Source organism: Hymenobacter algoricola, assembly GCF_039539525.1.
GTDB lineage: Bacteria > Bacteroidota > Bacteroidia > Cytophagales > Hymenobacteraceae > Hymenobacter > Hymenobacter algoricola.
This window is the reverse complement of sequence record NZ_BAABDH010000106.1, coordinates 21821-48715: the sequence shown is the minus strand read 5'-3', so window position 1 is coordinate 48715 and position 26895 is coordinate 21821. Positions and strand designations below refer to the sequence as shown.

The 26895-nt window shown below is 59.5% G+C and carries 23 protein-coding genes; 17 read left to right on the top strand and 6 right to left on the bottom strand.

Features of this window, described 5'->3' with window-relative positions; genetic code table 11:
* Window positions 1-426: 426 nt before the first annotated feature.
* The 6 genes from priA to rpsF all read right to left on the bottom strand — a co-directional run bounded on the left by priA (window position 427) and on the right by rpsF (window position 8868).
* The gene (gene priA, locus ABD842_RS17135; protein WP_345116661.1) at window positions 427-2964 is read right to left on the bottom strand and encodes a replication restart helicase PriA; all 2538 of its coding nucleotides are present in this window, start codon (window positions 2962-2964) and stop codon (window positions 427-429) included.
* 167 nt (window positions 2965-3131) lie between these two features.
* Window positions 3132-5180 carry a thioredoxin domain-containing protein gene (locus ABD842_RS17130; protein WP_345116659.1) on the bottom strand — a complete coding sequence of 683 codons (2049 nt, stop codon included), beginning with the start codon at window positions 5178-5180 and terminating at the stop codon, window positions 3132-3134.
* A gap of 77 nt (window positions 5181-5257) precedes the next feature.
* Window positions 5258-7420: a GSCFA domain-containing protein gene (locus tag ABD842_RS17125; RefSeq protein WP_345116657.1), complete on the bottom strand. Its 2163-nt coding sequence runs from the start codon at window positions 7418-7420 to the stop codon at window positions 5258-5260.
* Window positions 7421-7768: 348 nt separating this feature from the next.
* A complete protein-coding gene (gene rplI / locus ABD842_RS17120) occupies window positions 7769-8212 on the bottom strand; it encodes a 50S ribosomal protein L9 (RefSeq protein WP_345116654.1) in 444 nt (147 codons plus the stop codon).
* A gap of 19 nt (window positions 8213-8231) precedes the next feature.
* A complete protein-coding gene (gene rpsR / locus ABD842_RS17115; RefSeq protein WP_073106224.1) occupies window positions 8232-8483 on the bottom strand; it encodes a 30S ribosomal protein S18 in 252 nt (83 codons plus the stop codon).
* A 4-nt stretch (window positions 8484-8487) separates the two neighbouring features.
* A complete protein-coding gene (gene rpsF / locus ABD842_RS17110) occupies window positions 8488-8868 on the bottom strand; it encodes a 30S ribosomal protein S6 (protein ID WP_345116650.1) in 381 nt (126 codons plus the stop codon).
* Between the two features lie 505 nt (window positions 8869-9373).
* Between rpsF and ABD842_RS17105 the strand changes: the two genes are divergently transcribed.
* The 17 genes from ABD842_RS17105 to ABD842_RS17025 all read left to right on the top strand — a co-directional run bounded on the left by ABD842_RS17105 (window position 9374) and on the right by ABD842_RS17025 (window position 26812).
* Complete coding sequence (locus tag ABD842_RS17105) at window positions 9374-10600, top strand: cytochrome c3 family protein (RefSeq protein ID WP_345116647.1); 1227 nt, start codon at window positions 9374-9376, stop codon at window positions 10598-10600.
* A 170-nt stretch (window positions 10601-10770) separates the two neighbouring features.
* Window positions 10771-13800 (top strand): TAT-variant-translocated molybdopterin oxidoreductase, encoded by a 3030-nt coding sequence (locus ABD842_RS17100; protein ID WP_345116645.1) that lies wholly within the window; start codon window positions 10771-10773, stop codon window positions 13798-13800.
* 77 nt (window positions 13801-13877) lie between these two features.
* Window positions 13878-15332 carry an NrfD/PsrC family molybdoenzyme membrane anchor subunit gene (gene nrfD / locus ABD842_RS17095; RefSeq protein ID WP_345116643.1) on the top strand — a complete coding sequence of 485 codons (1455 nt, stop codon included), beginning with the start codon at window positions 13878-13880 and terminating at the stop codon, window positions 15330-15332.
* Window positions 15325-15849: a DUF3341 domain-containing protein gene (locus ABD842_RS17090; protein ID WP_345116641.1), complete on the top strand. Its 525-nt coding sequence runs from the start codon at window positions 15325-15327 to the stop codon at window positions 15847-15849. Before nrfD ends, ABD842_RS17090 begins: the two co-directional genes overlap by 8 nt.
* Entirely contained in the window at window positions 15849-16592 is a 744-nt protein-coding gene (locus tag ABD842_RS17085; protein ID WP_345116639.1) for a c-type cytochrome, read from the top strand. Before ABD842_RS17090 ends, ABD842_RS17085 begins: the two co-directional genes overlap by 1 nt.
* 4 nt (window positions 16593-16596) lie before the next feature.
* On the top strand, window positions 16597-17928 hold the full coding sequence (locus ABD842_RS17080; RefSeq protein WP_345116637.1) for a quinol:cytochrome C oxidoreductase: 1332 nt from the start codon (window positions 16597-16599) through the stop codon (window positions 17926-17928).
* A gap of 99 nt (window positions 17929-18027) precedes the next feature.
* Entirely contained in the window at window positions 18028-19098 is a 1071-nt protein-coding gene (locus ABD842_RS17075; protein WP_345116635.1) for a cytochrome c oxidase subunit II, read from the top strand.
* Window positions 19099-19173: 75 nt separating this feature from the next.
* Window positions 19174-20979, top strand: a complete 1806-nt coding sequence (locus ABD842_RS17070) for a cytochrome c oxidase subunit I (protein WP_345116727.1) — start codon at window positions 19174-19176, stop codon at window positions 20977-20979.
* A gap of 162 nt (window positions 20980-21141) precedes the next feature.
* On the top strand, window positions 21142-22227 hold the full coding sequence (locus ABD842_RS17065; protein WP_345116633.1) for a COX15/CtaA family protein: 1086 nt from the start codon (window positions 21142-21144) through the stop codon (window positions 22225-22227).
* A 52-nt stretch (window positions 22228-22279) separates the two neighbouring features.
* Window positions 22280-23131: a heme o synthase gene (gene cyoE / locus ABD842_RS17060; RefSeq protein ID WP_345116631.1), complete on the top strand. Its 852-nt coding sequence runs from the start codon at window positions 22280-22282 to the stop codon at window positions 23129-23131.
* A gap of 9 nt (window positions 23132-23140) precedes the next feature.
* Window positions 23141-23728 (top strand): cytochrome c oxidase subunit 3, encoded by a 588-nt coding sequence (locus tag ABD842_RS17055; protein ID WP_345116629.1) that lies wholly within the window; start codon window positions 23141-23143, stop codon window positions 23726-23728.
* Window positions 23729-23750: 22 nt separating this feature from the next.
* Window positions 23751-24524, top strand: coding sequence for a cytochrome c oxidase subunit 3 (locus ABD842_RS17050; RefSeq protein ID WP_345116627.1), 774 nt, complete (start codon window positions 23751-23753; stop codon window positions 24522-24524).
* 49 nt (window positions 24525-24573) lie between these two features.
* A complete protein-coding gene (locus ABD842_RS17045) occupies window positions 24574-24915 on the top strand; it encodes a cytochrome C oxidase subunit IV family protein (RefSeq protein ID WP_345116625.1) in 342 nt (113 codons plus the stop codon).
* A gap of 3 nt (window positions 24916-24918) precedes the next feature.
* The gene (locus ABD842_RS17040) at window positions 24919-25593 is read left to right on the top strand and encodes an SCO family protein (RefSeq protein ID WP_345116623.1); all 675 of its coding nucleotides are present in this window, start codon (window positions 24919-24921) and stop codon (window positions 25591-25593) included.
* Window positions 25568-26122 (top strand): DUF420 domain-containing protein, encoded by a 555-nt coding sequence (locus tag ABD842_RS17035; RefSeq protein WP_345116621.1) that lies wholly within the window; start codon window positions 25568-25570, stop codon window positions 26120-26122. Before ABD842_RS17040 ends, ABD842_RS17035 begins: the two co-directional genes overlap by 26 nt.
* Before the next feature lie 40 nt (window positions 26123-26162).
* Window positions 26163-26408, top strand: a complete 246-nt coding sequence (locus ABD842_RS17030) for a hypothetical protein (RefSeq protein WP_345116619.1) — start codon at window positions 26163-26165, stop codon at window positions 26406-26408.
* Window positions 26408-26812, top strand: coding sequence for a DUF983 domain-containing protein (locus ABD842_RS17025; RefSeq protein WP_345116618.1), 405 nt, complete (start codon window positions 26408-26410; stop codon window positions 26810-26812). Before ABD842_RS17030 ends, ABD842_RS17025 begins: the two co-directional genes overlap by 1 nt.
* Window positions 26813-26895: the final 83 nt, after the last annotated feature.

Sequence of the window (26895 nt, the reverse complement as noted above, 5' to 3'; positions counted from 1 at the left end):
GCGGCCCGCATGTACCTTCACCCAGGATAGGTCAGCAGGGCGCCTTCCCTGGCGATGGTGCTGCCTGGTTGCCCCTCGGCTCCGACAGGAACCTATCCTTAAAAAGTCCGGGGCACTCGTGGCCACGGGCTGAGTCCATTATCGGTCTGGGGCTTTTGCTGACTGGCCGTTCCGCTTAGCCCGGCAGGCATGCCGGACGGCCCGTCAGCCGGAAGCGGAGGCGCCGCAGCAGAGGCAGAGGCAAGCTGGGTTTGGGAATGGTGCTGCTCGGGGCAATTCTGAATCTGCTACCGTGCGTACTCGCCGGCACTGTTGCGGAAATAATTGCCGCCTCTCCCATTTGTCCCCAGCCTTTTGCTGATGCTGACCGGCGCAGTGGTGCTGCTCCCGGCGCTAGCAATAAGCAAGTAGCACCACTGGCTTGCCTTACATCGGGTCTACGTCGGCTACCAAGCGGGTCTGCCGGAACTCCTTCTGGTCTTTCACCACGTTCATGGCAGCCAGAATCTGGGCTTTGGCGTGCTTGAGCACCGTGTGCTCCCGGTCGAGCTTAATGGTGATTTCCTGCAGGTAGAAGTTGCGGATGCGGAAAATATAGGGCGCTTCCGGCCCCAGCACGGCCTCGCGCCCCAGCCGGTCAACCAGCTCCTGCGTGAGCAGGAAAGCGGCCTGCTCGGCCAGGAGCTGGTCGACGTGCTTCACCGTCATCCGAATCACGCGCATGAAGGGCGGGAAGCCGTACTCGCGGCGCTGGGTGATTTCGTACTCGTAGAATTCGAGGTAATCGTTGCGAATCACCTTATCGAAAATTACCTGGGCCGGGTCGGCGGTCTGGATGATGACTTTGCCCTTCTTGCCCTTCCGGCCCGCTCGTCCGCTCACCTGCACAAACATCTGGAACGCCCGCTCGTGGGCCCGGAAGTCGGGGTAGTGGATGATGCTGTCGGCGTTGATGATGCCCACCAGGCTCACGTTGGCGAAGTCGAGGCCCTTGGTCACCATCTGGGTGCCCACCAGCACGTTGGTGACCTGGTTTTCGAAGTCGCTGATGATCTGCTGGTAGGAGTTCTTGGCGCGGGTCGTGTCGAGGTCCATGCGCTGCACGTTGGCCTGGGGCAGCATCACCTTCAGGTCGTCCTCAATCTTCTCGGTGCCGAAGCCCACGGTTTTCAGGTTGCGCGAGCCGCAGGCGGGGCACTCCACCGGCATCCGGTCGTGGAAGCCGCAGTAGTGGCAGCGCAGCTCGTGGGCGTGCTTGTGGTAGCTCAGGCTCACCGCGCAGTTCTTGCACTTCGGAATCCAGCCGCAGTCGAGGCAGTTGATGAAGGGGGAGTAGCCGCGGCGGTTCTGAAACAGAATCACCTGCTCCTGCATGGCCAGCTTGCGCTCCATCTCGCTCATCAGCTCGGGCGTGAAGTGGTTGAGCATCTTCTTCGCGTCGCGGCTCTTGCGGGTGTCCACCAGCTCGATTTCGGGCAGGCCCGCCTCGCCGAAGCGCTTGGTGAGCGAAACCAGGCCCCAGCGGCCGGCCCGGGTCTGGTAGTAGGTTTCCACCGAAGGCGTAGCCGAGCCGAGCAGGGTTTTGGCACCCTGGAAGTTGGCCATCATCATGGCTACCTCGCGGGCGTTGTAGCGCGGCGAAGGGTCGTACTGCTTGTAGCTGCTCTCGTGCTCCTCATCCACGATAATGAGCGACACGTTGTCGAAGGGCAGAAACACGGCCGAGCGCACGCCCACCACCACCTGAAAGCGGCCCGAAAGCACGCCGTTCCACACTTCCACCCGCTCGTTGTCACTGAATTTGGAGTGGTACACGCCCAGCCGGGTGCCGAACACGCGCATCAGCCGGGTGACAATCTGGGCCGTAAGGGCAATTTCGGGCAGCAGGTACAGCACCTGTCCGCCGCCCTCCAGGGCCTTGCGGATCAGCTCGATGTAGATTTCGGTCTTGCCCGCGCCCGTCACGCCGTGGAGCAGCACAATGTCCTTCTCGCCAAACTGCTGCAGAATATCGTCCTGGGCCGTGAGCTGGGCTTCGCTGAGCGTGAAGGGCATCTTGGCTTCCGGCGAGTCGTCGAGTGGGAAGCGCGACACAATCACGTCGAACTGTTCCAGCACGCCGTTTTTGATGAGCGTGTTGACGGCGGAAGGGGAGAGGTGGGGGCTGCTGGTCAGGGACGCTTTTTCCGTGCCTTGGTGGTTGGCGTGCACGTTCTGGTACACGGGCACCTTCTGCAGGTAGCGCATCAGCACGTCGAGCTGTTTGGGGCGGCCGGCCAGCTGCTGAAACAGCTCCTCCAGCACGTTTTCCTCCACAAAGTGGTGGGCCAGCCGTACCTTCTTCACCACCTTGGGGGAGTACTTGTCGGCCAGGTGCTCGAACAGAAAGATGACGTCCTTCTGAATCAGGGACTTAATCACCTTGTGGAAGTTGGTATTGCCGAGCAGGTCGCCGACCTCGGTAAAGGTCAGGGCCTTGCCGTCCTCACTGCTCAGCGCGGTCACAATCTTCTCCTCCGGCTCGCTGAGCGGGTACAGCGGCTCGTCGCGCACGAAGGCCGGGTGCAGCTGAATGCGCGACTCCGAGCTGAGCTTGAGGGCCGAGGGCAGCGCGGCGTTGATGACCTCCCCCAGGGTGCACATGTAGTAGTCGGCCATCCAGCGAAACAGCTTGAGCTGGGCCTGGGTCACCACCGGCGCGTCGTCGATGAATTCGAGCACGTACTTGGCCTGATAGAGGGCCGGCGGCGTTTCGTGCACGGCCGCCACGATACAGCTGAGCGTCTTTTTGGCCCCGAACTGCACAATCACCCGGCCCCCGATAACGACGTCGTCGTTCATCTCGTAGGGCACGCGGTAGGTATAAAGCTTGGGCAGCGGCAGCGGCAGAATCACGTCGCAGAAGAGCGTGATACGGTCGGTAGCCGTCGGCTCGGGCTGGACGAAGTCAAAGGTGAGGCTCAACGGGCAGGGTACTAAAAACGGAACCGTAAAGATAAACCGCGCCGCCGATGATTCGGCTTACTGAGGAGAATACGGGTGATACCGGCTGAATATTCGGCAGCGGAACGGCCATACTGAAAAAGAACCGTCATGCTTCGATAAGCTCAGCATGACGTTCTACCGGCCTCTTAGCGGGCCTCCCGCAGCTGCGTCAGCGCTTCGGCCACGGTATGTACCGGCTGCCGGCAGGTGTGGTTGAAGCAGACGTAGAGCGTAGTCTGGCCGCTCTGCGCCGGGCGCTGACGGAGCAAGGGCAGCTCGTCGGTGGCCCGGACCGCGCCGGCCAGCACCGTGTTGGGCAGAAAGTGGCGGCTCAGCTCGCGCCGCAGAGTCTCCGCTTCCGCTCCGACGATGGCTACTTCGACCGTGGGGTGCAGCAGCGCCAGGTACAGCGAAGCCCAGTTGGTGAGGTGCTGGGGCTGTTGCACCACCAGCTCCTGCACCTGGCGCAGCATGGCCGCCGCCAGCTCCCCGTACCGGCTGTTTTCGAGGTGCCGGCCCAGGCGGTGCAGGTTGTGCGCCATCACGGAGTTGGAGCCGGGAATCACGTTGTCGAACAGCTCTTTCCGGCGGGCAATGAGCTTTTCGCCGGCGTCATCGGTATAGAAGAACTGCTGCTCGGCGGGGTCAAAAAAGTGCTCTAATACGTATTCCGTCAGCGTTTCGGCCTCCCGCAGCCAGTGCGCGTCGAACGTAACTTCGTAGAGGCCGGTGTAGGCCTGAATCACCAGGGCGTAGTCTTCCAGAAACGCATCAATCGTGGCGCGGCCGGCTTTGTAGCTGCGTTTCAGGCGGGCACCCTGGCGCAATTTCGACTGGATAAACCCGGCGTTGCGCAGGGCCAGCTCCAGAAAATACGCGTCGCCGAAGGCCCGGTAGGCATCGGTCAGCCCACTGAGCATAAGCGCGTTCCAACCGGTCAGGAGCTTGTCGTCGAGGGTGGGGCGGGGACGCTGGGCGCGGGCTTCCATGATCCGGGCCTTCCAGTCGAGCACCATTTCGGCCACCACGCCGGGTTGCAGCTCGTGCCGGCGGGCAAAGTCGGCGTCCGACTCCCGACGGTGCAGGATGTTGCGGCCGTGCTCCCAGTTGCCGAGGGCCGTGCAGTGGTAGTAATCGGAAAACAACGGCTCCTCGGCGCCGAGCAGGGCCTGCAGCTCGTGCTTGGTAAACACGTAGAAGCGGCCTTCCTCCCCCTCGCTATCGGCATCCAGCGACGAGTAAAAGCCGCCTTCGGGGCTCAGCAGCTCCCGCTCCACGAAAGCCACCGTGTCGTAGGCTACCTCCCGAAACAGCGCGTCCTGGGTTACCTGGTAGGCTTCGGCGTACAGGCTGACCAGCTGGGCGTTGTCGTAGAGCATCTTCTCGAAGTGGGGCGCCAGCCATTCGGCATCAGTCGAGTAGCGGGCAAAGCCGCCGCCGGCCTGGTCGTGGAGGCCGCCCCAGGCTATTGCGCGCAGCGTCAGCACCGTCTGCTCCAGTGCCACCCGACTGCCGGTAGCGGCGTGGGTGCGCAGCAGAAACCGCCAGACGCTGGGCATAGGAAACTTGGGCACCCGATTCAGGCCCCCGGCTTGCCGGTCAAACTTCTCCTCCAGGTTAGCCACCAGCAGCTGGAACTGCTCGGCCGAAAGCAGCGAGTCGGACGCGGGCAGGCCGTATTTCTGGACGTCACTGGTCTGGAGGGCCTTGGCAAACTGCTCGGCCGACTGGTCCAGCTCCTGCCGGGTTTCATTCTGGTACGCCTGTCCGATGCTGGTCAGCAGCTGGGTGAAGTTGCCGGGCGCGAAGTAGGTGCCGCCGTAGAACGGCTTGGCGTCGGGGGTCAGAAACACGTTCAGCGGCCACCCGCCCGCCAGGCCCATGGCCTGTAGCGCGTCCAGGTACACCTGATCCACATCGGGCCGCTCCTCCCGGTCGACCTTGATGCACACAAAATGCTCATTCATCACGGCCGCAACCCGCGGATCCTCGAACGACTCGCGCTCCATCACGTGGCACCAGTGGCAGGCCGCGTAGCCGATGCTGACCAGAATAGGCTTCTGCTCCGCCTGAGCCCGCTGCAGCGCCTCCGGCCCCCACGGGTACCAGTCCACCGGATTGTGGGCGTGCTGCAGCAGGTAGGGGCTGGATTCGCGGCTGAGGCGGTTGGTATGGGCAGGCTGGGCTTCAGACATCGGGCGGAGAGCAAAACGGGCGCAAAAACAAAACCCAGCCGGTGGGGCTGGGTTTCGAAGTAAGTGAATTACAGCAACTAAGCGGTTTCGCCGGGCGGCGTGGGCTTCTTGCGGGGTGGCCGCACCCGTTTCTGCGGGGCCGCTTTTTGCGCCGTAGGCGCATCGGCCGGCGAAACGGAGGCAGCAGCGGGCACTGCCACGGCCTCGGCGGGTGCCACCGGGGTGGGCTTGCGGCGGGGCGTAGCGGCAGCCTTGGGCCTGGCCGCCGCTACGGGCTTAGCCGGTGCTGCGGGCTTGGCCGGTGCTGCGGGCTTGGCCGCCGCTGCTTTTGCTACGGCTGGCTTGGCGGTTGCTTTTTTGGGCGTCGCCTTGGGCGTCGGCACCGTCTTGATCTTCGGCACCGCGGCGGTTTTCTGAGCCGGGGCAGCAGCGGCGGCAACCGTCGGTTCGGCCGGCACGGCCGGGGTGGGCGGTATAACCACTGCCGGAGTAGCGGCGGACGGAGTGACTACCGGGGCCTCGACCACGGGCCGGGCTTTAGCCGATGACTTCGGTGGCGTTACAATAGCTGTTTTCGCGGCCTTGCGCGCCGGCGGAGTCCGCACGATGCCTTTGCTCTGCCGCTTGGGCAGCTTGGGCGCGTCGCCGTCACCCTTCATGGGCACCAGCCAATCCACATTGGGCTTAGGCTTGGGCTTTTCGTAAGGCGTCCCTGACCGTGGCAGAGCCGTCCGTATGGGTTCCACAGCGGGAAGCTCATGAACAACTTCCAGCTCCTGCGTGAGCAGCGGCACTGCCGGCGTTTGCTCCGCCTCCGCTACGGGAGCAACCGGCTCCGGCGCCTCAGCTTCGACAAAGTCGGCTTCTGCCGGCTCCACGCTGGTAACTGACTGCTGAGTGCCTTCCAACGCAGCGCGGGCCGCGTTCTTGCGGGCAGTGCGCTTGGCCCCGCCCCGGGAGCGGCGCTTCTTCTTCGGCAGAGCAGCTTCCTCCGTTCCAGACTCTTCCTCTGCCTCCGCTGCCATTGGGGCTTCTTCCGCCAGCGCCGGCTGAAATTCTGCTTCTGCTTCTGCTTCCTCCTCTGCCGGTGCCGCTTCGGCCGCTGGCTGCGGCGCTAAGCGCCCAGGCCGCCTGTTGCCGCGGTGGCGGCCGGAAGTAGCCGCGGGTAGCGGCGCTTGTCCCGGGTCGGCCTCTTCGCCAATGTCGATGCGCTCCTCGTCGTCCAGCTCGGGTTCGATGAGTGGTTCGGGTACCAGCGGCAGGGGCAGGGCGGCAATCTGCTGCTGCAGGTCGCGGATTTCGCGGCGCACGTCGACCTGCGCGGCCAGCTTCTGCAGGCGCTCCAGGGTGCTTTCCAGAAAGGTGCGGTGCTCCGGTGCGGCCGCGTACAGCGGCCGGTGACCCAGCGCCTGCTGCACCGATTCCCACTCCTTCTTGAACCGCCCGAAGCTCTGGTCGAAATACGTGCGCGTAAACCGCTCCCAGATGTAGTTTTCGGCGGCTTCCGACGGGTGCAGCATATCGTCGGTATAAAAGCGGTAGTCGCGCAAATCGTCCAGCAGCAGCTCGTAGGCCGGGAAGTAGGACACGTCGGGCAGCAGCTCGCTCAGGTAGTGGCAGGCCACGCGCAGCACCGATTTGCTGACCGCGTTCAGCGGCAGCGTGTCCTTGAGGTGACGCACCGGGCTCACGGTCAGAATAAACCGCAGCTTGGGGTTTTTGAGGCGCAGCAAAGCATGGGTTTCCGCCACGGCATTGATAACCTCATCCGGGGTAAGCAGTTCCTTCTCGAATTTCTCCGCCGGAATCTTATGGCAGTTGTTCACCAGCTCCTGGGTTTCCAGCAGCCGGTAGGCGAAGGCCGTACCCAGCGTGAGCACCACCACATCAGCGGTGGCTAGGAACGTGCTGGCCTGCGCCACCACGTCACGGATCTGCTGCAGCAGCGCCACCGGCGAACCGGCCCCGATTTCGGCCGGCAAATCGTAGCTCTGCCAGCGGCCCCGGGCTTCTACCAGGTGCTGCTGCCAGTCCATTTCCTCGCCGGCCGCCGCGCGCAGCAGCATACACGCCGACAGCGGATTGAAGACGGTGCCGAAGGGGTTGACCAGCGCGCTGACCTTGTTGCGGGTCAGCCGGCTACCAATGGTATCGGAAAAGCAGGAGCCTATCGTCAGCACCCGGGCCGCCTGGGGCAGCTGGGAGGGATGAGGCGTAAGCGGTAATTCAGTGCGAAACATTCGAAAGCAATAGGGCCGTGAGCCGGCCAACGAACCGGCAACCTACTCAACACGCGGCGGATGGCCAAAAGCCGCGCCGTCGGTAGTTCGCGGCAGCTAAATAAAAGGCGGACCAACCAGCGTCCTCCCGACAGGATTATTCCGGAAATGGTTTACCAAAGGTACCGGGAAAAGAACAGAAAAGCCGCACCGGGCCATAATGGCCGCTAAGGTGCTGGCAGGCTGCTTTATCCTGTAAATACAGAGTCGGGCTCTGATCCGCGCGGCAACCCTGTAGCTGTGGCCGGCGCAACAAAAAAGCCCGGCCACCAGGGTGGTCGGGCTTTCTAAGCTTGAAGACGCAGCCGCTTACTCAGCTACTACGTTGAAGCGCACCTGGTGCTTCACTTCTTTGTGCAGGTTTACGGTAGCGGTGTACTCACCGGCGGCCGTAGGCTCCTGGTCGAAAGAAATGCGCTTGCGGTCCACATCAATGCCTTTGGCTTTGAGGGCTTCTGCCAGCTGCAGCGTGGTGACACGACCAAAAATCTTACCCGTCTCACCTACTTTCGCCTTGATGTCGAAAGCTACGTCACCAATCTGATTGGCTACGCCCTGGGCTTCGGTTTTGATTTTCTCCGCTTTGTGCGCGGCCTGACGGACGTTCTCAGCGATGATCTTCTTGTTGGATTTGTCGGCCAGAATAGCCAGACCCTGCGGGAGCAGGTAGTTACGACCGTAGCCGGACTTCACAGTAACGATGTCGTTCTTGTAGCCCAGGTTCTTTACGTCGTCTTTCAGGATTACTTCCATGGTCAGTCGTCGTTAGGGGTTACTTCAGCGAATCGGTTACGTACGGCATCAGTGCCAGGTGACGGGCTTTGGCCACGGCCTGGGCTACTTTGCGCTGGAATTTCAGGCTGGTGCCCGTGATGCGGCGGGGCAGAATGCGGCCCTGCTCGTTCACGAACTTCAGCAGGAAGTTCGGGTCTTTGTAGTCCACGTACTTAATGCCGGCTTTCTTGAAGCGGCAATACTTCACGCGCGTGTCCTGCTTGTGGATTCTTTCGTTGGCGAGGCTCATATCCTTATTGTGCTACGGCGGCTTCCGATTCTTTTTTAGCTTTCTGCTGGTTCATCTCGCCCTTACGACGACGCTCCCCATAGGCCACGGCGTGCTTGTCGAGCACCGTAGTCAGGAAGCGGATGATGCGCTCGTCGCGGCGGAAGGCCAGCTCGAGCACGTCAACGATGTTGCCCGAGCCAGTGAACTCAACGAGGTGGTAATACCCGGTTGACTTCTTCTGAATTGGGTAGGCCAATTTCTTGAGGCCCCAGTTTTCAGTGTGGATAATGTCGGCGCTATTTTCCTTAAGCACCTGCGAGAACTTCTCGATCGTCTCTTGCACCTGGCTCTCGTTCAGAACGGGAGTGAGGATGAAGACCGTCTCGTAATTTCTTACTTCCATTAGACGGGATGAAAAAATTAGGGTGAAAAACTTATTGAGGGGGCAAAGGTACATTTTTTTTTGCCTGTTGCTATCCGCTCTTCTAAAATAACCCAAATATCTCTCCTTCTAAAGAACTGAGTAAGAAGCTGCAAACAATTCGGGCCCTTAACCGGTAAATAAGTGCCTGGCCCGCCGTACTCCTAAATAAGTACTAGGTACGAGCGTGGCGGGCTACCCTTACAATTGGCGGGCGGATTGCCTTGGATCAGCAAGGACAAAGTCGTTTTTAGAATCATTCTACGCAAGCTCCAAAAGCCGAAAATTAGGCCGGGCGGGTTTGTTCTCTGCGATTCGCGACCTACATTTGTGGCCTTGAAGTACCCCCCGCGTTTCTTTTTCCCAGTCAAATAGTGCTATGAATAGCATCCGACTTCGTCCTCTTTCCCACCTCTTTCTCGCTCTGGTTCTGACGTTTGCTGCCGTCGGTCGTTCTTCGGCCCAAACGGTTGGCGCGGCTCCGGCAGTGAGTAAAGAAGGTGTCGTTCCCGGCGCTACGGCCGCCGCTGCCCCCGCTGCTGCGGCTGGGGCAACCACTGGTGACGCGGCCGCCATTGCGGCCGGCGACGCCTTGTTCAAAGGCAACTGCGCCCAGTGCCACGCCATCAACGACGTAGTGGTTGGTCCGGCCCTGGCCGGTATCGCCAAGCGCCGCCCCATCTCCTGGCTGATTCCCTGGATCAAGAACTCCAGCAAAGTAGTAGCCAGCGGCGACGAATACGCCGTGAAGCTCTACAACCAGTATGGGAAGCAGCAGATGCCGAGCTTCCAGCTCTCGGACGCGGAAATCACCTCGATTATCTCCTACGTTACGGCGGAGGAAGGTAAAATTGCCGGCCCTCCCGGCGGTGCTACCGGTATTGCTCCGAAAGACGGCGCTGAAACCCCGGGTACGGCCGACGCCGGCGCTTCGAGCAGCACGATTGACCTGCTGCTGATCATCCTGGTGGTCGTGCTGATCGTGATGGTGGTTACACTGGTGATTATCGCCAACATCATGAAGGACGTGCTGCGCGGCCGCAAAGACCTTGATGGTCGCGACGTGGAGCAGATCGAGCAGCGCTTCGACTTCGCCAAGATCTACAGGTCGCCCATCGTGCGCGGGCTGGCTGTCGGCCTGTTCGTGCTCGTGGTCCTGTACGAGTCGGTGCAGGGCGTGATGGCCATCGGCCTGACCCAGGGCTACCAGCCTACCCAGCCGATTGCCTTCTCGCACAAGCTGCACGCCGGTGAGCACCAGATCAACTGTGCCTACTGCCACACCTCGGTCTACAAGAGCAAGAGCGCCAACATTCCGTCGGCCAACATCTGCATGAACTGCCACTCGCAGATCAAGACCGAGTCGCCGGAAATCAAGAAGATCTACCGCGCCATCGAGCGGAAGCAGCCGATTCAGTGGGTACGGATTCACAACCTGCCTGACCTGGCGTACTTCAACCACTCCCAGCACACCCAGGTGGGCGGTATTGAGTGTCAGACCTGCCACGGCCCGATCGAAAACATGGAAGTAGTGTACCAGTATTCGGCCCTGACCATGGGCTGGTGCATCAACTGCCACCGCGAAACGCCCCTCAACACCAAGGGCAACGGCTACTACAACAATCTCGTGAAGCTGCACGGCACGGCCAATGGCGCTGCTCCGTTCACCGTATCGTCGAACGGCGGTACCGAGTGCTCGAAGTGCCACTACTAGTTGGTTGATGGGGTCTTGGGGGCTTGGGGTCTTGGTTAAGACTCCCGAGCAGAACCAAAGTCTCCGCCTGCAACATCGCTTAATAAAAACAAGACAAGCATTGACCTTAAGGACCAAGGCTGGCCAAAAGCCAAGCCCCCGAGTCCCTAAGACCCCAAGACCCCAAACAAATGCAAGAGTCGCCTAAGTACTGGAAGGGAATTGAGGAACTGGAAAGCTCACCGGAGTTCGTAAAAACCGCGTTCAGCGAGTTTGGCGAGTTCCTGCCGATGAAGGAAGCCTATAGCTCTTCGGACGCCACGGCCGCCCCCCGCCGCGACTTCCTCAAACTCATGGGCTTCGGCATTGCCGCCGCTACCCTGGCCAGCTGCGAAGCCCCGGTCCGTAAGGCCATTCCTTACCTCAACAAGCCTGAGGAGGTTGATCCGGGCATTGCCAACTTCTACGCGTCCACCTACTTCAACGGGACGGACTACAACAGCGTACTGGTCAAAACCCGCGAGGGGCGGCCCATCAAGCTCGAAGGCAACCCCGAGTCGCCCATTACCCGTGGGGGCCTGTCGGCCCGCGCGCAGGCTTCGGTGCTCAACCTCTACGACAGCGGCCGGCTGCAGCACTTCGCCATCAACGGGCAGAAGGCCGCGACGGACAAAGTGGACCAGGAAATCCGCACCAAGCTGGCGGGCACCGCTGGCCGGATTGCTATTGTGTCGAACACCATCATCAGCCCGACCACCAAGAAGGTCATTGCTGAGTTTGCCGCGCGCTACCCCAACACCCAGCACGTACAGTACGACGCCAACTCCAGCTCCGCGCTGTTGCAGGCCAACGGCGGCGTCCTGCCTTCCTACGATTTCAGCAAGGCCAACGTCATCGTGAGCCTGGACGCCGACTTCCTCGGTACTTGGTTGTCGCCGGTGGAGTTTGCCAAGCAGTACGTTACCAACCGGAAGGTTTCGAACACGAAGAAGACCATGTCGCGTCACTTCCAGTTCGAAACGGCTCTGACGCTGACCGGCTCCAACGCCGACGTGCGCGTGACGGCCAAGCCTTCGGAAATGGGCACCATCGCCCTGGAGCTCTACAAAGAGCTGACCGGCGGCGGCAGCACCAGCAACGCCCGCCTGAAAATGGCCGCCAAGGAGCTGAAAGCAGCCGGCAGCGCTGGCCTCGTGGTTTCGGGCTCCAACGATGTGGCCGTGCAGACCCTGGTGACGGCTATCAACCAGGCGCTGGGTAGCGCCGGTGTTGATCTGGCCAGCCCTTCCATGGTCCGTCAGGGCGACGACGCCCGCATGGGGCAGCTGGTAAACGACATCATCGGGGGCCGCGTAGGGGCCGTGATTTTCTACAATGCCAACCCTGCCTACGACCACCCGAGAGGCGCGGAGCTGACGAAAGCCCTGAAGGACAAAAAAGTTGGTCTGACGGTTTCGTTCAACGACCGGCTGGATGAAACCGGCTCCTTGTGCCAATACGCCTGCCCCGACCATAACTACCTGGAATCGTGGAATGACTACGAGCCCAAGCGGGGCTTCCTGAGCCTGGCTCAGCCGGTTATTTCGCCGCTGTTTGCCACGCGTCAGGCCCAGGACAGCCTGCTCACCTGGGCCGGCAGCCCGCAGACGTACTACAACTACCTCCGCGCTTCCTGGCGCGGCCTCATCGGCGGCGACGCCAAAGCCTGGGATGCCGCCGTGCACGATGGGGTGGCAGTCGGTACTCTTTCGCCAGCCGCTGCACCGATGGCTCCGGCTATGAGCGCCCAGCAGGCCGTAGCTACGCTGTCAGCAGCACCCAAGGTTTCGGGCGTGGAGCTGGCGCTGTACGAGAAAGTAGGCATCGGCCCCGGCAGCTGCGAGGCCAACAACCCCTGGCTGCAGGAGCTGCCCGACCCGATTTCGAAAGCTACCTGGGGCAACTACGTTGCCGTTCCCCGCGACATGGCAGTGGCCAACAAGTGGGAGCAGGGCGACGTGGTGAAAATCACCGCCAACGGGAAGTCCATTGAGCTGCCCGTGCTGATTCAGCCCGGCCAAGCCAAAGGCACCGTGAGCATCGCCATCGGCTACGGCCGTAAGATGGCCGGTAAGGTCGGCGACAACGTGGGAGCCAACGTGTACCCGATGGCCATGATGTCGCCAACGAACGGCATCATGTACGCCAACACGGTGACGCTGGAAAAGACCGGCGTGCAGTCGCCGATTGCCCAGACCCAGACTCACCACACCATCATGGACCGCACGGTGCAGGTAGTGCAGGAGTCGACGCTGGCCAAGTACGTTGAGAACCCGAAGGAAGTAACCGAGTACGAAAAGCTGGAGACGCCCGACGGGCTCGTGTCGCCAAGCAAGGTTTCACTCTGGGATGACTACGAGTACAAGAACCACCACTGGGGCATGGCCATCGACCTCAACTCGTGCATCGGCTGCGGCTCGTGCGTGATCGGGTGCCAGGTCGAGAACAACATTGCCGTCGTAGGCAAGCAGGAGGTTATCAACCGCCGCGAGATGCACTGGATGCGGATTGACCGCTACTACAGCTCGGACGCCAGCAAGGAGGACTTTGAAGCCAAGGGCAAGCTGGACACCTACGAGGCCATGGAAGATCCGTCGGACAACCCGTCCGTGATTTTCCAGCCGATGCTGTGCCAGCATTGCAACCACGCTCCCTGCGAAACGGTGTGCCCGGTACTGGCTACCACCCATAGCTCGGAAGGTCTCAACCAGATGACCTACAACCGCTGCGTGGGTACCCGCTACTGCGCCAACAACTGCCCGTATAAAGTGCGTCGCTTCAACTGGTTCTCGTACACTTCCAACGAGAAGTTCGAGAACGTGAACGGCCACATGTTCACCGACCTCGGCCGCATGGTGCTGAACCCGGACGTAACCGTACGGGCCCGCGGCGTGATGGAGAAGTGCAGCTTCTGCGTGCAGCGCATTCAGCTCGGTAAGCTGGAAGCCAAAAAGCAGAAGCGTCGTCCGCAGGATGGCGAAGTAGTAACGGCCTGCGCGCAGTCTTGCCCTACGGAAGCCATTGTGTTCGGCGACATGCGCGACCCCGAAACGCGCATCTCTAAGCTGTTGCGCCGCGAAGACGGCGAGCGGGCCTTCCACGTGCTGGATACCATCAACGTGCAGCCCAACATCACGTACCTGACCAAAATCCGGAACACCGGAGAAGTTCGTAACGCCTAGTAACTGAGCCATAGGGAAGGGCCGCGCTGCCCCAAACAACGCATCCTTCCTACCCACTCCTTTTAAGTCCAAAATATATGCAGCACGTATCAGCCGTACGCGAGCCGCTCGTTACCGGGGGGAAGACGTACCACGACGTCACCGAAGACGTGTGCCGCCAGGTAGAAGCCAAACCGAATGTTCGGTGGATGGCGGCCCTGAGCGTTGCCCTCTTTTTCCTGGGCATTTTCCTGTACTCCGTGTACCGCACGCTGTGGTTCGGCATCGGGGAGTGGGGTCTAAACAAAACCGTTGGCTGGGCCTGGGACATCACCAACTTCGTATGGTGGGTAGGTATCGGTCACGCTGGCACGCTGATTTCGGCCGTGCTGCTGCTGTTCCGGCAGAAGTGGCGCTCCTCCATCAACCGGGCCGCCGAGGCTATGACGATCTTCGCCGTAATCTGCGCCGCCATGTTCCCGGTTCTGCACATGGGCCGTCCGTGGCTGGCCTACTGGGTTTTCCCGCTGCAAAACACCTTTGGCTCGCTGTGGGCCAACTTCAATTCGCCCCTGCTCTGGGACGTATTTGCCATCTCGACCTACTTCACCGTGTCGCTGGTGTTCTGGTACACGGGCCTGGTACCCGACTTCGCTACCATCCGTGACCGTGCTAAGGGCCCGATTGCTAAGGTAGCCTACTCGCTGCTGAGCATGGGCTGGACCGGCTCGGCCAAGCACTGGAGCCGCTACGAAACGGTGTCGCTGATTCTGGCCGGCGTTTCGACGCCGCTGGTACTGTCGGTACACACCATTGTATCGATGGACTTTGCTACCTCGGTCGTACCGGGCTGGCATACCACCATCTTCCCGCCCTACTTCGTAGCCGGCGCTATCTTCTCCGGCTTCGCCATGGTACTCACCCTGATGCTTATCACCCGGGTCGTATTCAAGCTGGAAGACTACATCACCATCGAGCACATCGCCCTCATGAATAAAATCATGATGATTACGGGTTCGATTGTGGGGGTAGCTTACATCACTGAGTTCTTCATTGCCTGGTACTCACAGGTGGAGTTTGAGCAGTATGCCTTCATCAACCGCGCTACCGGCCCGTACTGGTGGGCTTACGCGGCCATGATGACCTGCAACGTGATTACGCCGCAGCTGGTCTGGATCCGCAAGGTGCGCTACAGCATCCCGCTGACCTTCGTGCTGTCGATCATCGTGAACATCGGGATGTGGTTCGAGCGCTTCGTGATTATCGTCACCTCGCTGCACCGCGACTACCTGCCCTCCTCGTGGGTGATGTTCTCGCCAACGCGCATCGACGTCGGCATCTACGTGGGTACGCTGGGGCTGTTCTTCACGCTGTTCCTGCTCTTCGCCAAGTTCTTCCCCGTGATTAACATGGCCGAGGTGAAAACCATCCTGAAGTACACCGTGGACAATGGCCCGACCTATACCGGCGTTGATTCGCATGCCCACCACGAGACGTCCACCACCCACGGAGTACCTGCTTCGGCTCCGGTAAACTACAACAAGCATGACTAAGCGCTTCGCCCTCGGCATCTTTGAAGACGAAGATGTGCTGCTGCACGCCGTAGAAAACATCCGCGGTGCGGGCGTTAAGATCTACGAGGTATTCACGCCCTTCCCGATCCACGGCATGGACGATGCCCTGGGCATCGAACGGTCGCGTCTCCCGATTGCCGCGTTTTTCTACGGTATGACGGGCTTGGCCTTTGCCCTGTGGATGCAGATCTACATGCTGGGCTTCGACTGGCCGATGATTATCGGCGGCAAGCCGCACATTGCGCTGCCCGCCTTCATCCCGGTTTCCTTCGAGCTGACGGTATTCTTTTGCTGCCATGGTATGGTGATTACCTTTTACACCATCAGCAAGCTCTACCCACGCTGGAGAACCCCGGTGCTGGACGTGCGCTCGACGGACGATAAGTTTGTGGTAGCCATCGAGCTGAACGAGAATTCGGACCTGAATGGGTTGGCCAAACTGCTGCGCGAGAACGGCGCATCGGAGGTGAACGAAAAAGAAATGACTAAGAACTAATGACGCATTCGCTGAAACTAGGTCTGCAAGCGTCGGCTATCCTGTTTGGTTCGGTGGTTGCCGCCAGTTGCAACCAGGCCGATAACCCCGGCATCGAATACGCCCCGCAGATGTACGAATCCATCCCGTACGACCCACTGCGTCAGGTAGGCACGAACACCATCAACCCAATGGGCATCAACGAGCGGACTCCGGTAGTCGGCACTGTGCCCCGGGGCAAGGAAGACTACTACACCCACATTCCGAAGGATAGTGTCGCTACGGCCGAGCAAAAGCTGCGTAACCCCTACGCCCAGTCCAAGAACAATCTGGAAGAAGGCAAAGCCCTGTACGTGCGCAACTGCCTACACTGCCACGGCGAGCAGGGCGACGGTCAGGGGCTGGTCGGCATCAAGTTCAAGGGCGTCCCCAACTACTCGGCGGGGGCTTACAAAACCATGAACGAAGGGCACATCTACCACGTCATTCAGTGGGGCCGCAACCGCATGATGCCGCATGGCTCGCAGGTGAACCCCGAGGAGCGCTGGAAGATTGCCATGTACGTTCGCGTACTACAACTCGGTAAAGGTCCCGACGGAATGGAGGACTATATGAAAGCAAATGGGATGAAGGCCGACATGAGCGGCGACTCAACCCAGGCGAATGATCCGCAGACGCAGAAGCCAACGCTGCAAGCGCAGGCCGATAAAGGCTCGGAAACTCCGGGCCAGGGTGACAAAGGACGTAACGGCTCATCGAACTAACGATATGGCAACTCTGACGCATCACGAAAGCGCCACGGCTGAATACCTCGAGGTTTCGCCGGGCACTAACCGTAATTTTCTCCTGATTATTGCCGCCGGCGTCGTTCTGCTGGTTATCGGCATCATCGCCGCCATCATGTTCCCGGGGCACCACGAAGCGGCCGGGGTCGCGCACGGCGCGGCGGCTGCTCACGGAGCCGCTGCCGAACACGGCGGCGGACACGCCGGGAGCCCCATCTGGCTCAAGCGGGTTATCGTTAGCCTGTGGCACAGCAATGTGTTCTTCGTGGGCGTTTCGGCCATCGGCACCTTCTTCGTGGCGCTGCAGTACGTGGCCTACGCAGGCTGGTCGGTTATGATCAAGCGCATCAACGAGGCCATGAGCGCCTGGATTCTGCCCGGCGGTATCATTATGCTGCTGGTATTCGGGTTGAGTCTGATCAACCACGACCTGTTCCACTGGACGATGCCCGGCATCATGACCAAGGGCAGCGCTAACTATGACGCTATCATTGCTGGCAAGAGCGGTTTTCTGAACCTGCCGTTCTACGTGATTCGCATGGTGGTGTTCCTGGGCATCTGGTGGTTCTTCTCCGAGCGTCTGCGCAAGCTTTCCCTGGAAGAGGATCTGAATGGGGGCACCGAATATTTCCACAAGAGCATCAACGTAGCCGCTCTGTTTCTGGTGCTGTACGCCGTTACCTCGTCGATGTCGGCCTGGGACTGGGTGATGTCGGTCGACGTGCACTGGTTCAGCACCATGTTCGGCTGGTACGTTTTCGCCTCGTGGTGGGTATCGGGCATTGCCGTCACGACGCTGACCGCCATCTACCTCAAGCAAGCCGGCTATCTGCGCTTCCTGAACGCGAACCACCTGCACGACTTGGGTAAGTTCATGTTCGGCTTCAGCATCTTCTGGACTTACGTGTGGTTCTCGCAGTTCATGCTGATCTGGTACGCCAACCTGCCCGAGGAAGCAGTTTACTACAACCAGCGTCTTGGCGGCTTCAACGGTGCCTACACCTGGATCTTCTACTTCAACCTGGCAATCAACTTCGTTTTTCCCTTCCTGCTGATGATGACGCGGGATGCCAAGCGGCAGATGATCATGCTCAAAATCGTGAGCATCGCCATCCTGATTGGTCACTGGTCGGACTTTTATTTAATGTTCATGCCAGCAACTATGAAGGGGGATAATGGGTTTATCATTGAAATCGGCATTGCCCTGATTTTCCTGGGCAGCTACCTGATTCTCTTCACCAAGCGCCTGTCGAAAGCTTCGCTGGTTCCGGTAAACCATCCGTTTCTGGACGAGTGCGTGCATCACACCACTTAATTTTTAGAGCTGAGAGTAATAGAGCTGAGCGCTTGGATCAGAATATGGTCAGTGGCATCAGGCTCTACGTTCTAAGTTCTCGTTACTAACTCCTCCCCAATGATTGCTCTTGGTATCTTTCTGCTGCTGCTGTTGCTGCTGGTCGTATTTGGCCTGCTGTTCCGCATCCAGATCCTGACCTCTATTTTCTCGGGCAGCTCTACCCGTGAGATTGGCACCAGCAACCGCGTGAATGCCATTCTGATGATGGCGTTCCTGGTGCTGGGCGGCGCCTGGTTTGCCTATTCCTTTGTCGAGAACTACGGCAAGATGAACCCGCCGATTGCTTCCGTCCACGGCTTCGCGCTGGAGCGGATGTTCTGGGTGACCATGCTTATCCTGGGCATCGTTTTCACCCTTACGCAGGTGCTGCTGTTCTACTACTCTTACAAGTATCAGCACCAGGAAGGACGGCGCGCCTTCTTCTTCTCGCACAACAACAAGATTGAAATCATCTGGACCATCATCCCCGCCATCGTTATGGCGGGCCTGGTATTCGCCGGCTGGAAGGAGTGGAGCAAGATCACCGGCCCCGCCCCCAAGGATTCAATCGTGCTGGAAGTGATGGGCAAGCAGTTCAACTGGCTGGTTCGCTACCCCGGTCGCGACCAGAAGCTGGGCGTGGTCAATTACCGTTTGATTGATGCCACCAACGAGTTCGGCTTCGACCTGAAAGACAAGAGCGGTTTGGACGACTTCGTCGCTGGCGAGATTCACGTGCCGAAAGGCCACCCGGTGCTGCTCAAGATTCGCTCGCGCGACGTGCTGCACGCCGTGTACATGCCCCACTTCCGGGTGCAGATGTACGCCGTGCCGGGTATGCCCACCAAGTTCTGGTTTACGCCTACCACCACTACCGATGAGATGCGCGCCAAGCTGGGCAACCCGAAGTTCAACTATGAGTTGGCCTGCAACCAGATCTGCGGCCGTGGCCACTTCGCCATGAAGCTGAACATCGTGGTCGACGAGCCGGACGATTACGTGGCCTGGTACGGGGCGCAGAAGTCCTTCTCGGAGCAGAATCCAGATGTATTGGCAAATCTCAAACAGAAGTCGGGTAATCCGGTTGAAAAGGAAGTAGCCCCGGCCGCCACGGCTGCCGTCGGTCCTAAACTCAATCCCGCCCTCTAATTTCAATTTAACGCACGCTTCTCTATGGCTGCCAACCTTCCTACCAACTCGCAGGTGCACGGCGTCGGCACGGTCATGCCCCACACCGGGCACGACGTGCACCACGATGAGCACGAGCATCACGACCAGCACTGGCTGTTCAAGTATGTCTTTAGCCAGGACCACAAAGTAATTGCCCGGCAGTTCCTAATTACCGGTATTCTCTGGGCTATTCTGGGCGGCATGCTGTCGAGCCTGTTCCGTCTGCAGCTCGGCTGGCCCGAATCGACCATGGAGTGGCTTAAGCCGTTCCTGGGCAAGTGGATCGAAGCCGGCAAGCTGAACCCCGAGTTCTATCTGGCTCTGGTGACGATGCACGGTACCATCATGGTGTTCTTCGTGCTGACGGCCGGCCTGTCGGGCACGTTCTCCAACTTTCTGATTCCGCTGCAGGTGGGTGCCCGCGACATGGCGTCGGGCTTCATGAACATGCTCTCGTACTGGTTCTTCTTCCTGTCGAGCATTGTCATGTTTACTTCGCTGTTTCTGGAAACCGGTCCGGCTTCGGCGGGCTGGACAATCTATCCACCGCTGAGTGCGCTTCCACAGGCTATTCCCGGCTCCGGCATGGGCATGACGCTCTGGCTGGTGTCGATGGCACTGTTCATCATCTCGCAGCTGCTGGGTGGGGTCAACTACATCACTACCGTCATCAACCTGCGGACCCGCGGGATGTCGATGTCGAAGCTGCCGCTGACCATCTGGGCCTTCTTCCTGACGGCGGTGCTGGGCCTGTTGTCATTCCCGGTGCTGTTTTCGGCGGCTCTGCTGCTGATCTTCGACCGTTCGTTCGGCACGTCGTTCTTTCTGTCGGATATCTACATTGCCGGGCAGGCATTGCCGAACGTTGGTGGCTCGCCCATCTTGTTCCAGCACTTGTTCTGGTTCCTGGGTCACCCCGAAGTATACATCGTTATCATGCCCGCCATGGGTATGGTATCCGAAATCCTGGCTACCAACGCTCGTAAGCCGGTCTTCGGCTACCGCGCCATGATTGGCTCGCTGATGGGTATCTCGTTGCTGTCCTTCGTGGTGTGGGCTCACCACATGTTCATCACCGGCATGAATCCGTTCCTGGGTTCGGTCTTCATGTTCCTGACGCTGATCATTGCCGTACCGTCGGCCGTAAAGACCTTCAACTGGCTGGCTACGCTGTGGCGCGGCAACATCCGCTTCACTACGGCCATGCTATTCTCGATTGGCTTCGTGTCGCTGTTCATCTCGGGTGGCCTGACCGGTATCATTCTCGGCAACGCGGCTCTGGACATTCAGATGCACAACACCTACTTCGTGGTAGCTCACTTCCACTTAGTAATGGGCTCGTCGGCCTTCTTCGGCCTCTTTGCCGGGGTGTACCACTGGTTCCCCAAGATGTTTGGCCGTCTCATGGACGAGAAGCTGGGCTACATTCACTTCTGGCTGACCTTCGCCGGCGTGTACCTGGTATTCCTGCCGATGCACTACGTAGGCATCGCCGGCTTCCCCCGCCGCTACTACGCCTGGACTGGCTTCGATACCTTCAGCCAGTTTGCCGACCTGAATAAATTCATTTCGGTAGCTGCTATTCTGGCCTTCTTTGCCCAGTTCATCTTCATTGTCAACTTCTTCTACAGCATTTTCCGCGGCCGTCGCGCTACCGAAAACCCGTGGAACTCGACCACGCTGGAGTGGACGACGCCCGTAGTTCCCGGCCACGGCAACTGGCCCGGCGAGATTCCTGCCGTGTACCGCTGGCCTTACGATTACAGCAAGCCCGGTGCTACGGAGGACTTTATTCCGCAAAACGTACCGTACTCGCAGACGCAGTCATCGAACCTGCCCTACGAGCGCGACATGGAGTAAGCGCCATTTAGCATTGACATCTGAAACGGGCCGCTGTATGTACAGCGGCCCGTTTTCTTGTGCAGAATCCAGCCCCGATTATCGGGGTTTCTCCTGGCCATTAGCAATCTAAACGGGGTTTAAATTGTTATAAACCTAGTACCTGGCTTGTTCTCCTTACGAATGCAACTACCTGCTTTTGTGCGCCGCTTCCGCTTCGTCGGTATCCTGACGGTGGTAGCGGTTTACCTGCTCATTCTGGTTGGCGGCGTGGTCCGCAGCACGGGCTCCGGCATGGGCTGCCCCGACTGGCCCAAGTGCTTTGGACAATGGGTGCCCCCCACGCAGATCAGCCAGCTGCCTGCCGACTACAAAGAGGTGTACCTGGCCCAGCGGGTAGCTAAAAACCAGAAGCTGGCCCAGACGCTGGAGAGACTGGGGTTTAAGCAGGTAGCCGGGGAGATATTCGCCCACCCTACCCAGTACATCGAAACGGATTTCAATGCTACCAAAACCTGGATTGAATACCTGAACCGGTTGCTGGGTGCTCTTATCGGCGTCTTTATCTTCCTGACAGTGGTATTTGCCCTGCCGTACTGGCGGCGCGACCGGGCAGTGTTCTGGCTGGCCTTCGCCTCGTTTCTGCTGACGGGGTTTCAGGGCTGGCTGGGTTCCCTGGTCGTTTCCACCAACCTGCTGCCGGTGCTGGTCACGATTCATATGGGCGTGGCCCTGCTGATCGTGGCGATGCTGATTTACGCCGTGGTCCGGTCGCAAAAGGAATATGCCACCCCACAGGCCTCGCCGCCCGCGCCTTCAACGGGCCTAACGGCTTTGCTCTGGCTGATAACGCTGCTGACGTTCGCGCAGATCGTGTTGGGCACCCAGGTACGGGAGCAGATCGACATGGTGGCCGCGGCCAATAATTACCTCAACCGGGCCGACTGGGTGGAGCAGCTGGGTATCACGTTCAAAATTCACCGGACGTTTTCGGCCCTGCTGCTGCTGCTGAACGGGTACGTGGCCTACCGGCTCTACATGCTGGCCGACTACCGCTTGCGCCGACTGGCGACGCTCAACCTGACTTTTATCGGGCTGGAAATCCTGGCGGGCATAACGCTGGCTTACCTGGCGCTGCCGGCTGCGGTGCAGCCCGTTCACCTCACGGTAGCCACGCTGCTGTTCGGCTCCCAGTTTCTCACCATCGTCACGTACCGGCGGCTGACGAAATTCACCGTGCCGGTCGCTTATGCGGGCGTCGTTGCGTAACTTTGCGGCCCCGTTGGCGGTTGCTACCACGGGTGGTCTGTTCCCTTCCTTAATGATAAAAGCCAAGGCGTATTTCCAGTTGATCAAGTTTCGACTGGCCTTGACGGTGGCGTTTTCCAGCGCCATTGGCTACCTGCTCGGCGTGCAGGAACTCGACTGGACTCGGGCGTTGCTGGTTATGGTGGGCGGTCTGGCCGTCACGGGCTCGGCCAATACCATCAACCAGATCTTCGAGCGGGACCTCGACAAGCTCATGAAGCGTACGGCCAACCGGCCGTTGCCGATGGGTGTGCTCAGCATCACCGAAGCCTGGGTATTTACCATCGTGCTGGGCGTTTTCGGCTTGGGCCTGCTGACTTACTTCTTCAATGCCCAGGCGGCAGCGCTGTCGTTGCTGTCGTTGATCCTCTATGGGTTTGTCTATACCCCGCTCAAGCGCATTTCGCCCATCTGCGTGGCTGTAGGGGCCATTCCGGGGGGCATGCCACCCCTGATCGGCTACGTGGCCGCCACGGGTATTCTGGGTCTTGAAGCCTGGGTGCTGTTCGGCATTCAGTTTATGTGGCAGTTTCCGCACTTCTGGGCCATTGCCTGGGTTTTGGATGAGGACTACAAGAAGGCCGGCTTTAAGATGCTGCCCACGCCCGGCGGCAAGGACATGCGCACCGCCTTTCAGATCATGACTTACACGCTGCTGCTGATTCCGCTGAGTCTGCTGCCGTTTCAGTTTGGCATCAGCGGCAAGATCTACGCTATTGTGGCCGTGGTGTGCGGGGTGCTGTTTCTGATGCAGACTTTCTACCTGATGCGCACCTGCACCAAAAAGGCCGCCATGAGCATCATGTTCGGTTCTTTTCTCTACCTGCCCATCGTTCAGATTGCGCTGGTGCTCGACAAACTTTAATTTCTTTCAATGAATACTTCGGAGCTTTTGCCGGAAAAAGAACCCGGCGCCGGTACCCACCCACTGCGGTTTCTGCTGTGGCTGATGATGGTGAGCATCACCATGATTTTTGCCGCCTACACCAGCGCCTACATCGTGCGGCGCGAGGAGGGCAACTGGCTGGAATTTGACCTGCCGGCCCGCTTGCTTATTACCACTATCATTCTGGCGCTGAGCAGTGCTACGGTGCAGTGGGCATATTTCTCGGCCCGCAAAGACGAGGTACGGCGCGTGCAAATCGGTCTGATTCTGACCTTTGTACTGGGCGCGGCCTTTCTGATCGGCCAGTGGAATGTGTGGGTGGACCTGGTGCAGAACAAAATTTTCTTTGGGGGCGTCGACTCAAATCCATCGGGCTCGTTCTTGTACGTGCTGACGGGCGTGCACGCTTTTCACCTCATTACGGGACTTATCTTTTTGCTCATCGTTCTGCGTAAGAGCCTGAACTACCAGGTGCATTCGCGCCAGATGCTCTCCATTGGTAACGTTACCATCTACTGGCACTTCCTCGGCGCGCTTTGGTTGTACCTGTATTTGTTCCTACTTTTGAACCACTGATTTCGTTTTTACCCTGCCCGCTATGTCCACCACCTCCACGACGCAGACGCTTTCGCCTAGCACTTCCCACGAAGAGCCCCGCTCGGGCACCTGGGACGGAGGCAACGAACCCTTCAAGGCAAGCTACGGCAAGCTGATGATGTGGTTTTTCCTGCTGTCTGACGCCTTCACGTTTGCCGCTTTCCTGACCACCTACGGGATGGTTCGCCACCGTCACCTGGCCTACACCGGCGACCACAAGGACTTCGTGTTCAGCTCGGCCTACTGGCCGATTCCCGACCACGTCTTCAACTCCTTCCCGGGTCTGCACGGCATCGACCTGCCGCTGGCTTTCGTGGCCCTGATGACGATGATTCTTATCTTCAGCTCCGTGACGATGGTACTGGCCGTCGAAGCCGGCCACCGCATGGATAAGACGGACGTGCAGAAGTGGCTGCTCTGGACGCTGCTCTTCGGCGCTACGTTCCTGAGCTGCCAGGCCTGGGAGTGGAGCCACTTCATCCACGGTACGGATGAAGGCACCAAAATGCTCGACGGCACCACGTTCTTCGGCGCCAACCTGGCCATGAACCAGTACGGCCCCGTGCTGTTTGCCGACCTGTTCTTCTTCATCACTGGTTTCCACGGCACGCACGTATTCAGCGGGCTGGTGCTGCTCACCTACTGCTTCATTGCTACCACCAACGGCACCTTCGAGAAGCGCGGCCACTACGAGATGGTAGAAAAAGTAGGCCTCTACTGGCACTTTGTAGATCTGGTGTGGGTGTTCGTTTTCACCTTCTTCTACCTCGTCTGAGCACGAGCTGAGACCAGTCGTTTTTCTTTGCTTTTAATACCCTACTCAGATGGCTAATCACGCACCTGACCATACGCAGCCACTTGGCGAAATCGCGAAGCCCAACACCGGCTGGATCTGGAAAACCTTCTTCGTCCTGGTTGGTATCACGGCCCTGGAGTTTGCGGTTACGTTTGTCATGGACCCGAGCACCCTGCGGAACTCGATCCTGATCATCCTGACCATCTTCAAAGCCTTCTTCATCGTGGCCGAGTTCATGCACCTGAAGCATGAAACGAAAGGCCTGATCTGGACTATTCTGATTCCGATGGCCTTGCTGATCTGGCTGCTGGTAGCCCTCATCACCGAAGGCTCCTACATCGGCGAGGCGATTTACAATATCTTTAAGTAGCGGATGCGGCCCAAACAAACCCTGTTGCTGGGCCTCCTGCTCCTCGTGCCGGTACTGGCTTTTCTGTTTCTGAAAACCTTCGGCACTAACCGTTACGCGCTGCCAACTTACCTGCCCGACCGTGTCGATTCGACGCAGGTCGGCGGGAAGTGGCAGCGCGATACTGTTTTCCACCAGTTGGGCGATTTCCGTCTGCTGTCGCAGACCGGGCGCGCCGTCACGCAGCAGGATCTGAACGGTGGGCTCTACATAGCCAACTTCTTCTTTGCTACCTGTCCCGGCGCCTGCCCGCGCATGAACGGCCTGCTGATGAAGGTGCAGGAGAAGTTCCGGCACGAGCCGCGGGTGAAACTGGTATCGCATACCGTCGACCCGGAGCACGACTCGGTGGCGGTGCTGGGACGCTACGCCGAGCAGTACGGGGCCATTGCGGGCAAATGGTTTTTCCTGACCGGCGACAAAACGGCGCTTTACCGGTTAGCTACCCAGGATTACCGCCTGCCTGCGCCAACCGGCGCTGCTCCAGGGCTGATTCACAGCCAGAACCTGTACTTGGTGGACCGCGACAAGCGCGTGCGGGGCATCTACGACGGGACGAAGGCCAAGGAAATAAACCGCCTCATCACCGAAATCAGCGTTATGCTGTACGACTATGACCACAACGAGTCCGGCCGTTAACCCCGGCAACCATGCCAAGATCAGAATCACGATGGCCGTACTGGCGGCAGTGGTACCGCTGCTGGTCGCTATTCTGCACTACTTTCCCGAAACCTTCCGTATTCCGGGCGCCCAGGTAAAGTTTCTGCCGGCTTTGAATGCCGTGCTCAACTCGCTGACGGCCGTGTGCCTGCTGCTGGGCTACTACTTCATTCGCCGTAAGGAAGTGCTCAAGCACCGGGCCATGATGGGCACTGCCTTTCTGCTGGGCGCTTTGTTCCTGGTTTCGTACGTGGTGTATCATTCCCAGGTGGCCTCCACGCAATTCGGCGGGGTCGGCACCATCCGGTACGTGTACTTTGCGCTGCTGCTGAGCCATATTGCCCTGGCGGCCATCACGGTAGGGCTGGTGCTGTTTACCTTGTATTTCGCGCTGACCGAGCAGTTTGCCCGGCACCGGCGCATTGCCCGCTGGACTTTTCCGGTGTGGCTGTACGTCTCGATTACGGGCGTTATCGTGTACTTCATGATTTCGCCGTATTACACCTGAGGCCGGGAAACTTAACGCCGCCGGGACTGTTAGTTAAGAGATGAGAAAGACTGTGATTTTTAGCTTGTTTGCGCTGTGCCTGAGCGTATTGCTGAGCCTGGCTCCGCTGGCCGCGTCGGCGCAGTGCAGCATGTGCAAAACCCAGGTAGAGTCAGCGCGCGACGAGAATGGCGACTACGACACGTCGGGGCTCAACAGCGGCATTCTGTACCTGATGACGGTGCCCTACATTCTGATCGGCACGGTCGGCTACTTCTGGTACCGGCACTCACACCAGAAGAAGTAGTGCCCGGCCCCCAGTCGGTACTACGGGCCCTGCTGGCGCAAAAGTGCCCGCGCTGTCATCTGGGCCGGCTTTTTACCCATTCGGCCTTCAATCTGGCCAAGTTCGACGAGATGCCGGCCGCGTGCCCGGTGTGTGGACAGACCTACGAGCCGGAAGTCGGTTTCTACTGGGGGGCCATGTACATCAGCTACGGCTTTTCCGTGGGCATCGTGGTCCTGACGGGGGTGCTGCTCTACTTTCTGGCCGGTGACCCGGCCGCGTGGGTGTATATTCTGACGGTGGCGACGGTGGTACTAGGGCTTACGCCGGTTATGTTTCGCTATTCCCGCACGGTGATGCTGTACTTTTTCGGGGGTACGCACTACGATGCGGCGGCCGCCGGCCGTCTTGCCCGGGGCCTCTAAAGCCTCGAAAAACTAGGAAATGCCGCCCTTTGGCGGCATTTTTGTTGCTCACCCGTTCCTGGTTTTGGCGCCGGCAACCCCGC

Bases quoted from the DNA above. Each gene is read 5' to 3' on its own strand.
- ABD842_RS17130 (WP_345116659.1), bottom strand. From the start codon at position 5,180: ATGTCTGAAGCCCAGCCTGCCCATACCAACCGCCTCAGCCGCGAATCC.
- ABD842_RS17125 (WP_345116657.1), bottom strand. From the start codon at position 7,420: ATGTTTCGCACTGAATTACCGCTTACGCCTCATCCCTCCCAGCTGCCC.
- rplI (WP_345116654.1), bottom strand. From the start codon at position 8,212: ATGGAAGTAATCCTGAAAGACGACGTAAAGAACCTGGGCTACAAGAAC.
- ABD842_RS17055 (WP_345116629.1), top strand. From the start codon at position 23,141: ATGAATACTTCGGAGCTTTTGCCGGAAAAAGAACCCGGCGCCGGTACC.
- nrfD (WP_345116643.1), top strand. From the start codon at position 13,878: ATGCAGCACGTATCAGCCGTACGCGAGCCGCTCGTTACCGGGGGGAAG.
- ABD842_RS17075 (WP_345116635.1), top strand. From the start codon at position 18,028: ATGATTGCTCTTGGTATCTTTCTGCTGCTGCTGTTGCTGCTGGTCGTA.
- rpsF (WP_345116650.1), bottom strand. From the start codon at position 8,868: ATGGAAGTAAGAAATTACGAGACGGTCTTCATCCTCACTCCCGTTCTG.
- ABD842_RS17030 (WP_345116619.1), top strand. From the start codon at position 26,163: ATGAGAAAGACTGTGATTTTTAGCTTGTTTGCGCTGTGCCTGAGCGTA.
- ABD842_RS17080 (WP_345116637.1), top strand. From the start codon at position 16,597: ATGGCAACTCTGACGCATCACGAAAGCGCCACGGCTGAATACCTCGAG.
- ABD842_RS17040 (WP_345116623.1), top strand. From the start codon at position 24,919: ATGCGGCCCAAACAAACCCTGTTGCTGGGCCTCCTGCTCCTCGTGCCG.
- ABD842_RS17070 (WP_345116727.1), top strand. From the start codon at position 19,174: ATGCCCCACACCGGGCACGACGTGCACCACGATGAGCACGAGCATCAC.
- ABD842_RS17100 (WP_345116645.1), top strand. From the start codon at position 10,771: ATGCAAGAGTCGCCTAAGTACTGGAAGGGAATTGAGGAACTGGAAAGC.
- ABD842_RS17065 (WP_345116633.1), top strand. From the start codon at position 21,142: ATGCAACTACCTGCTTTTGTGCGCCGCTTCCGCTTCGTCGGTATCCTG.
- ABD842_RS17050 (WP_345116627.1), top strand. From the start codon at position 23,751: ATGTCCACCACCTCCACGACGCAGACGCTTTCGCCTAGCACTTCCCAC.
- ABD842_RS17035 (WP_345116621.1), top strand. From the start codon at position 25,568: ATGACCACAACGAGTCCGGCCGTTAACCCCGGCAACCATGCCAAGATC.
- ABD842_RS17045 (WP_345116625.1), top strand. From the start codon at position 24,574: ATGGCTAATCACGCACCTGACCATACGCAGCCACTTGGCGAAATCGCG.
- ABD842_RS17085 (WP_345116639.1), top strand. From the start codon at position 15,849: ATGACGCATTCGCTGAAACTAGGTCTGCAAGCGTCGGCTATCCTGTTT.
- cyoE (WP_345116631.1), top strand. From the start codon at position 22,280: ATGATAAAAGCCAAGGCGTATTTCCAGTTGATCAAGTTTCGACTGGCC.
- rpsR (WP_073106224.1), bottom strand. From the start codon at position 8,483: ATGAGCCTCGCCAACGAAAGAATCCACAAGCAGGACACGCGCGTGAAG.
- ABD842_RS17090 (WP_345116641.1), top strand. From the start codon at position 15,325: ATGACTAAGCGCTTCGCCCTCGGCATCTTTGAAGACGAAGATGTGCTG.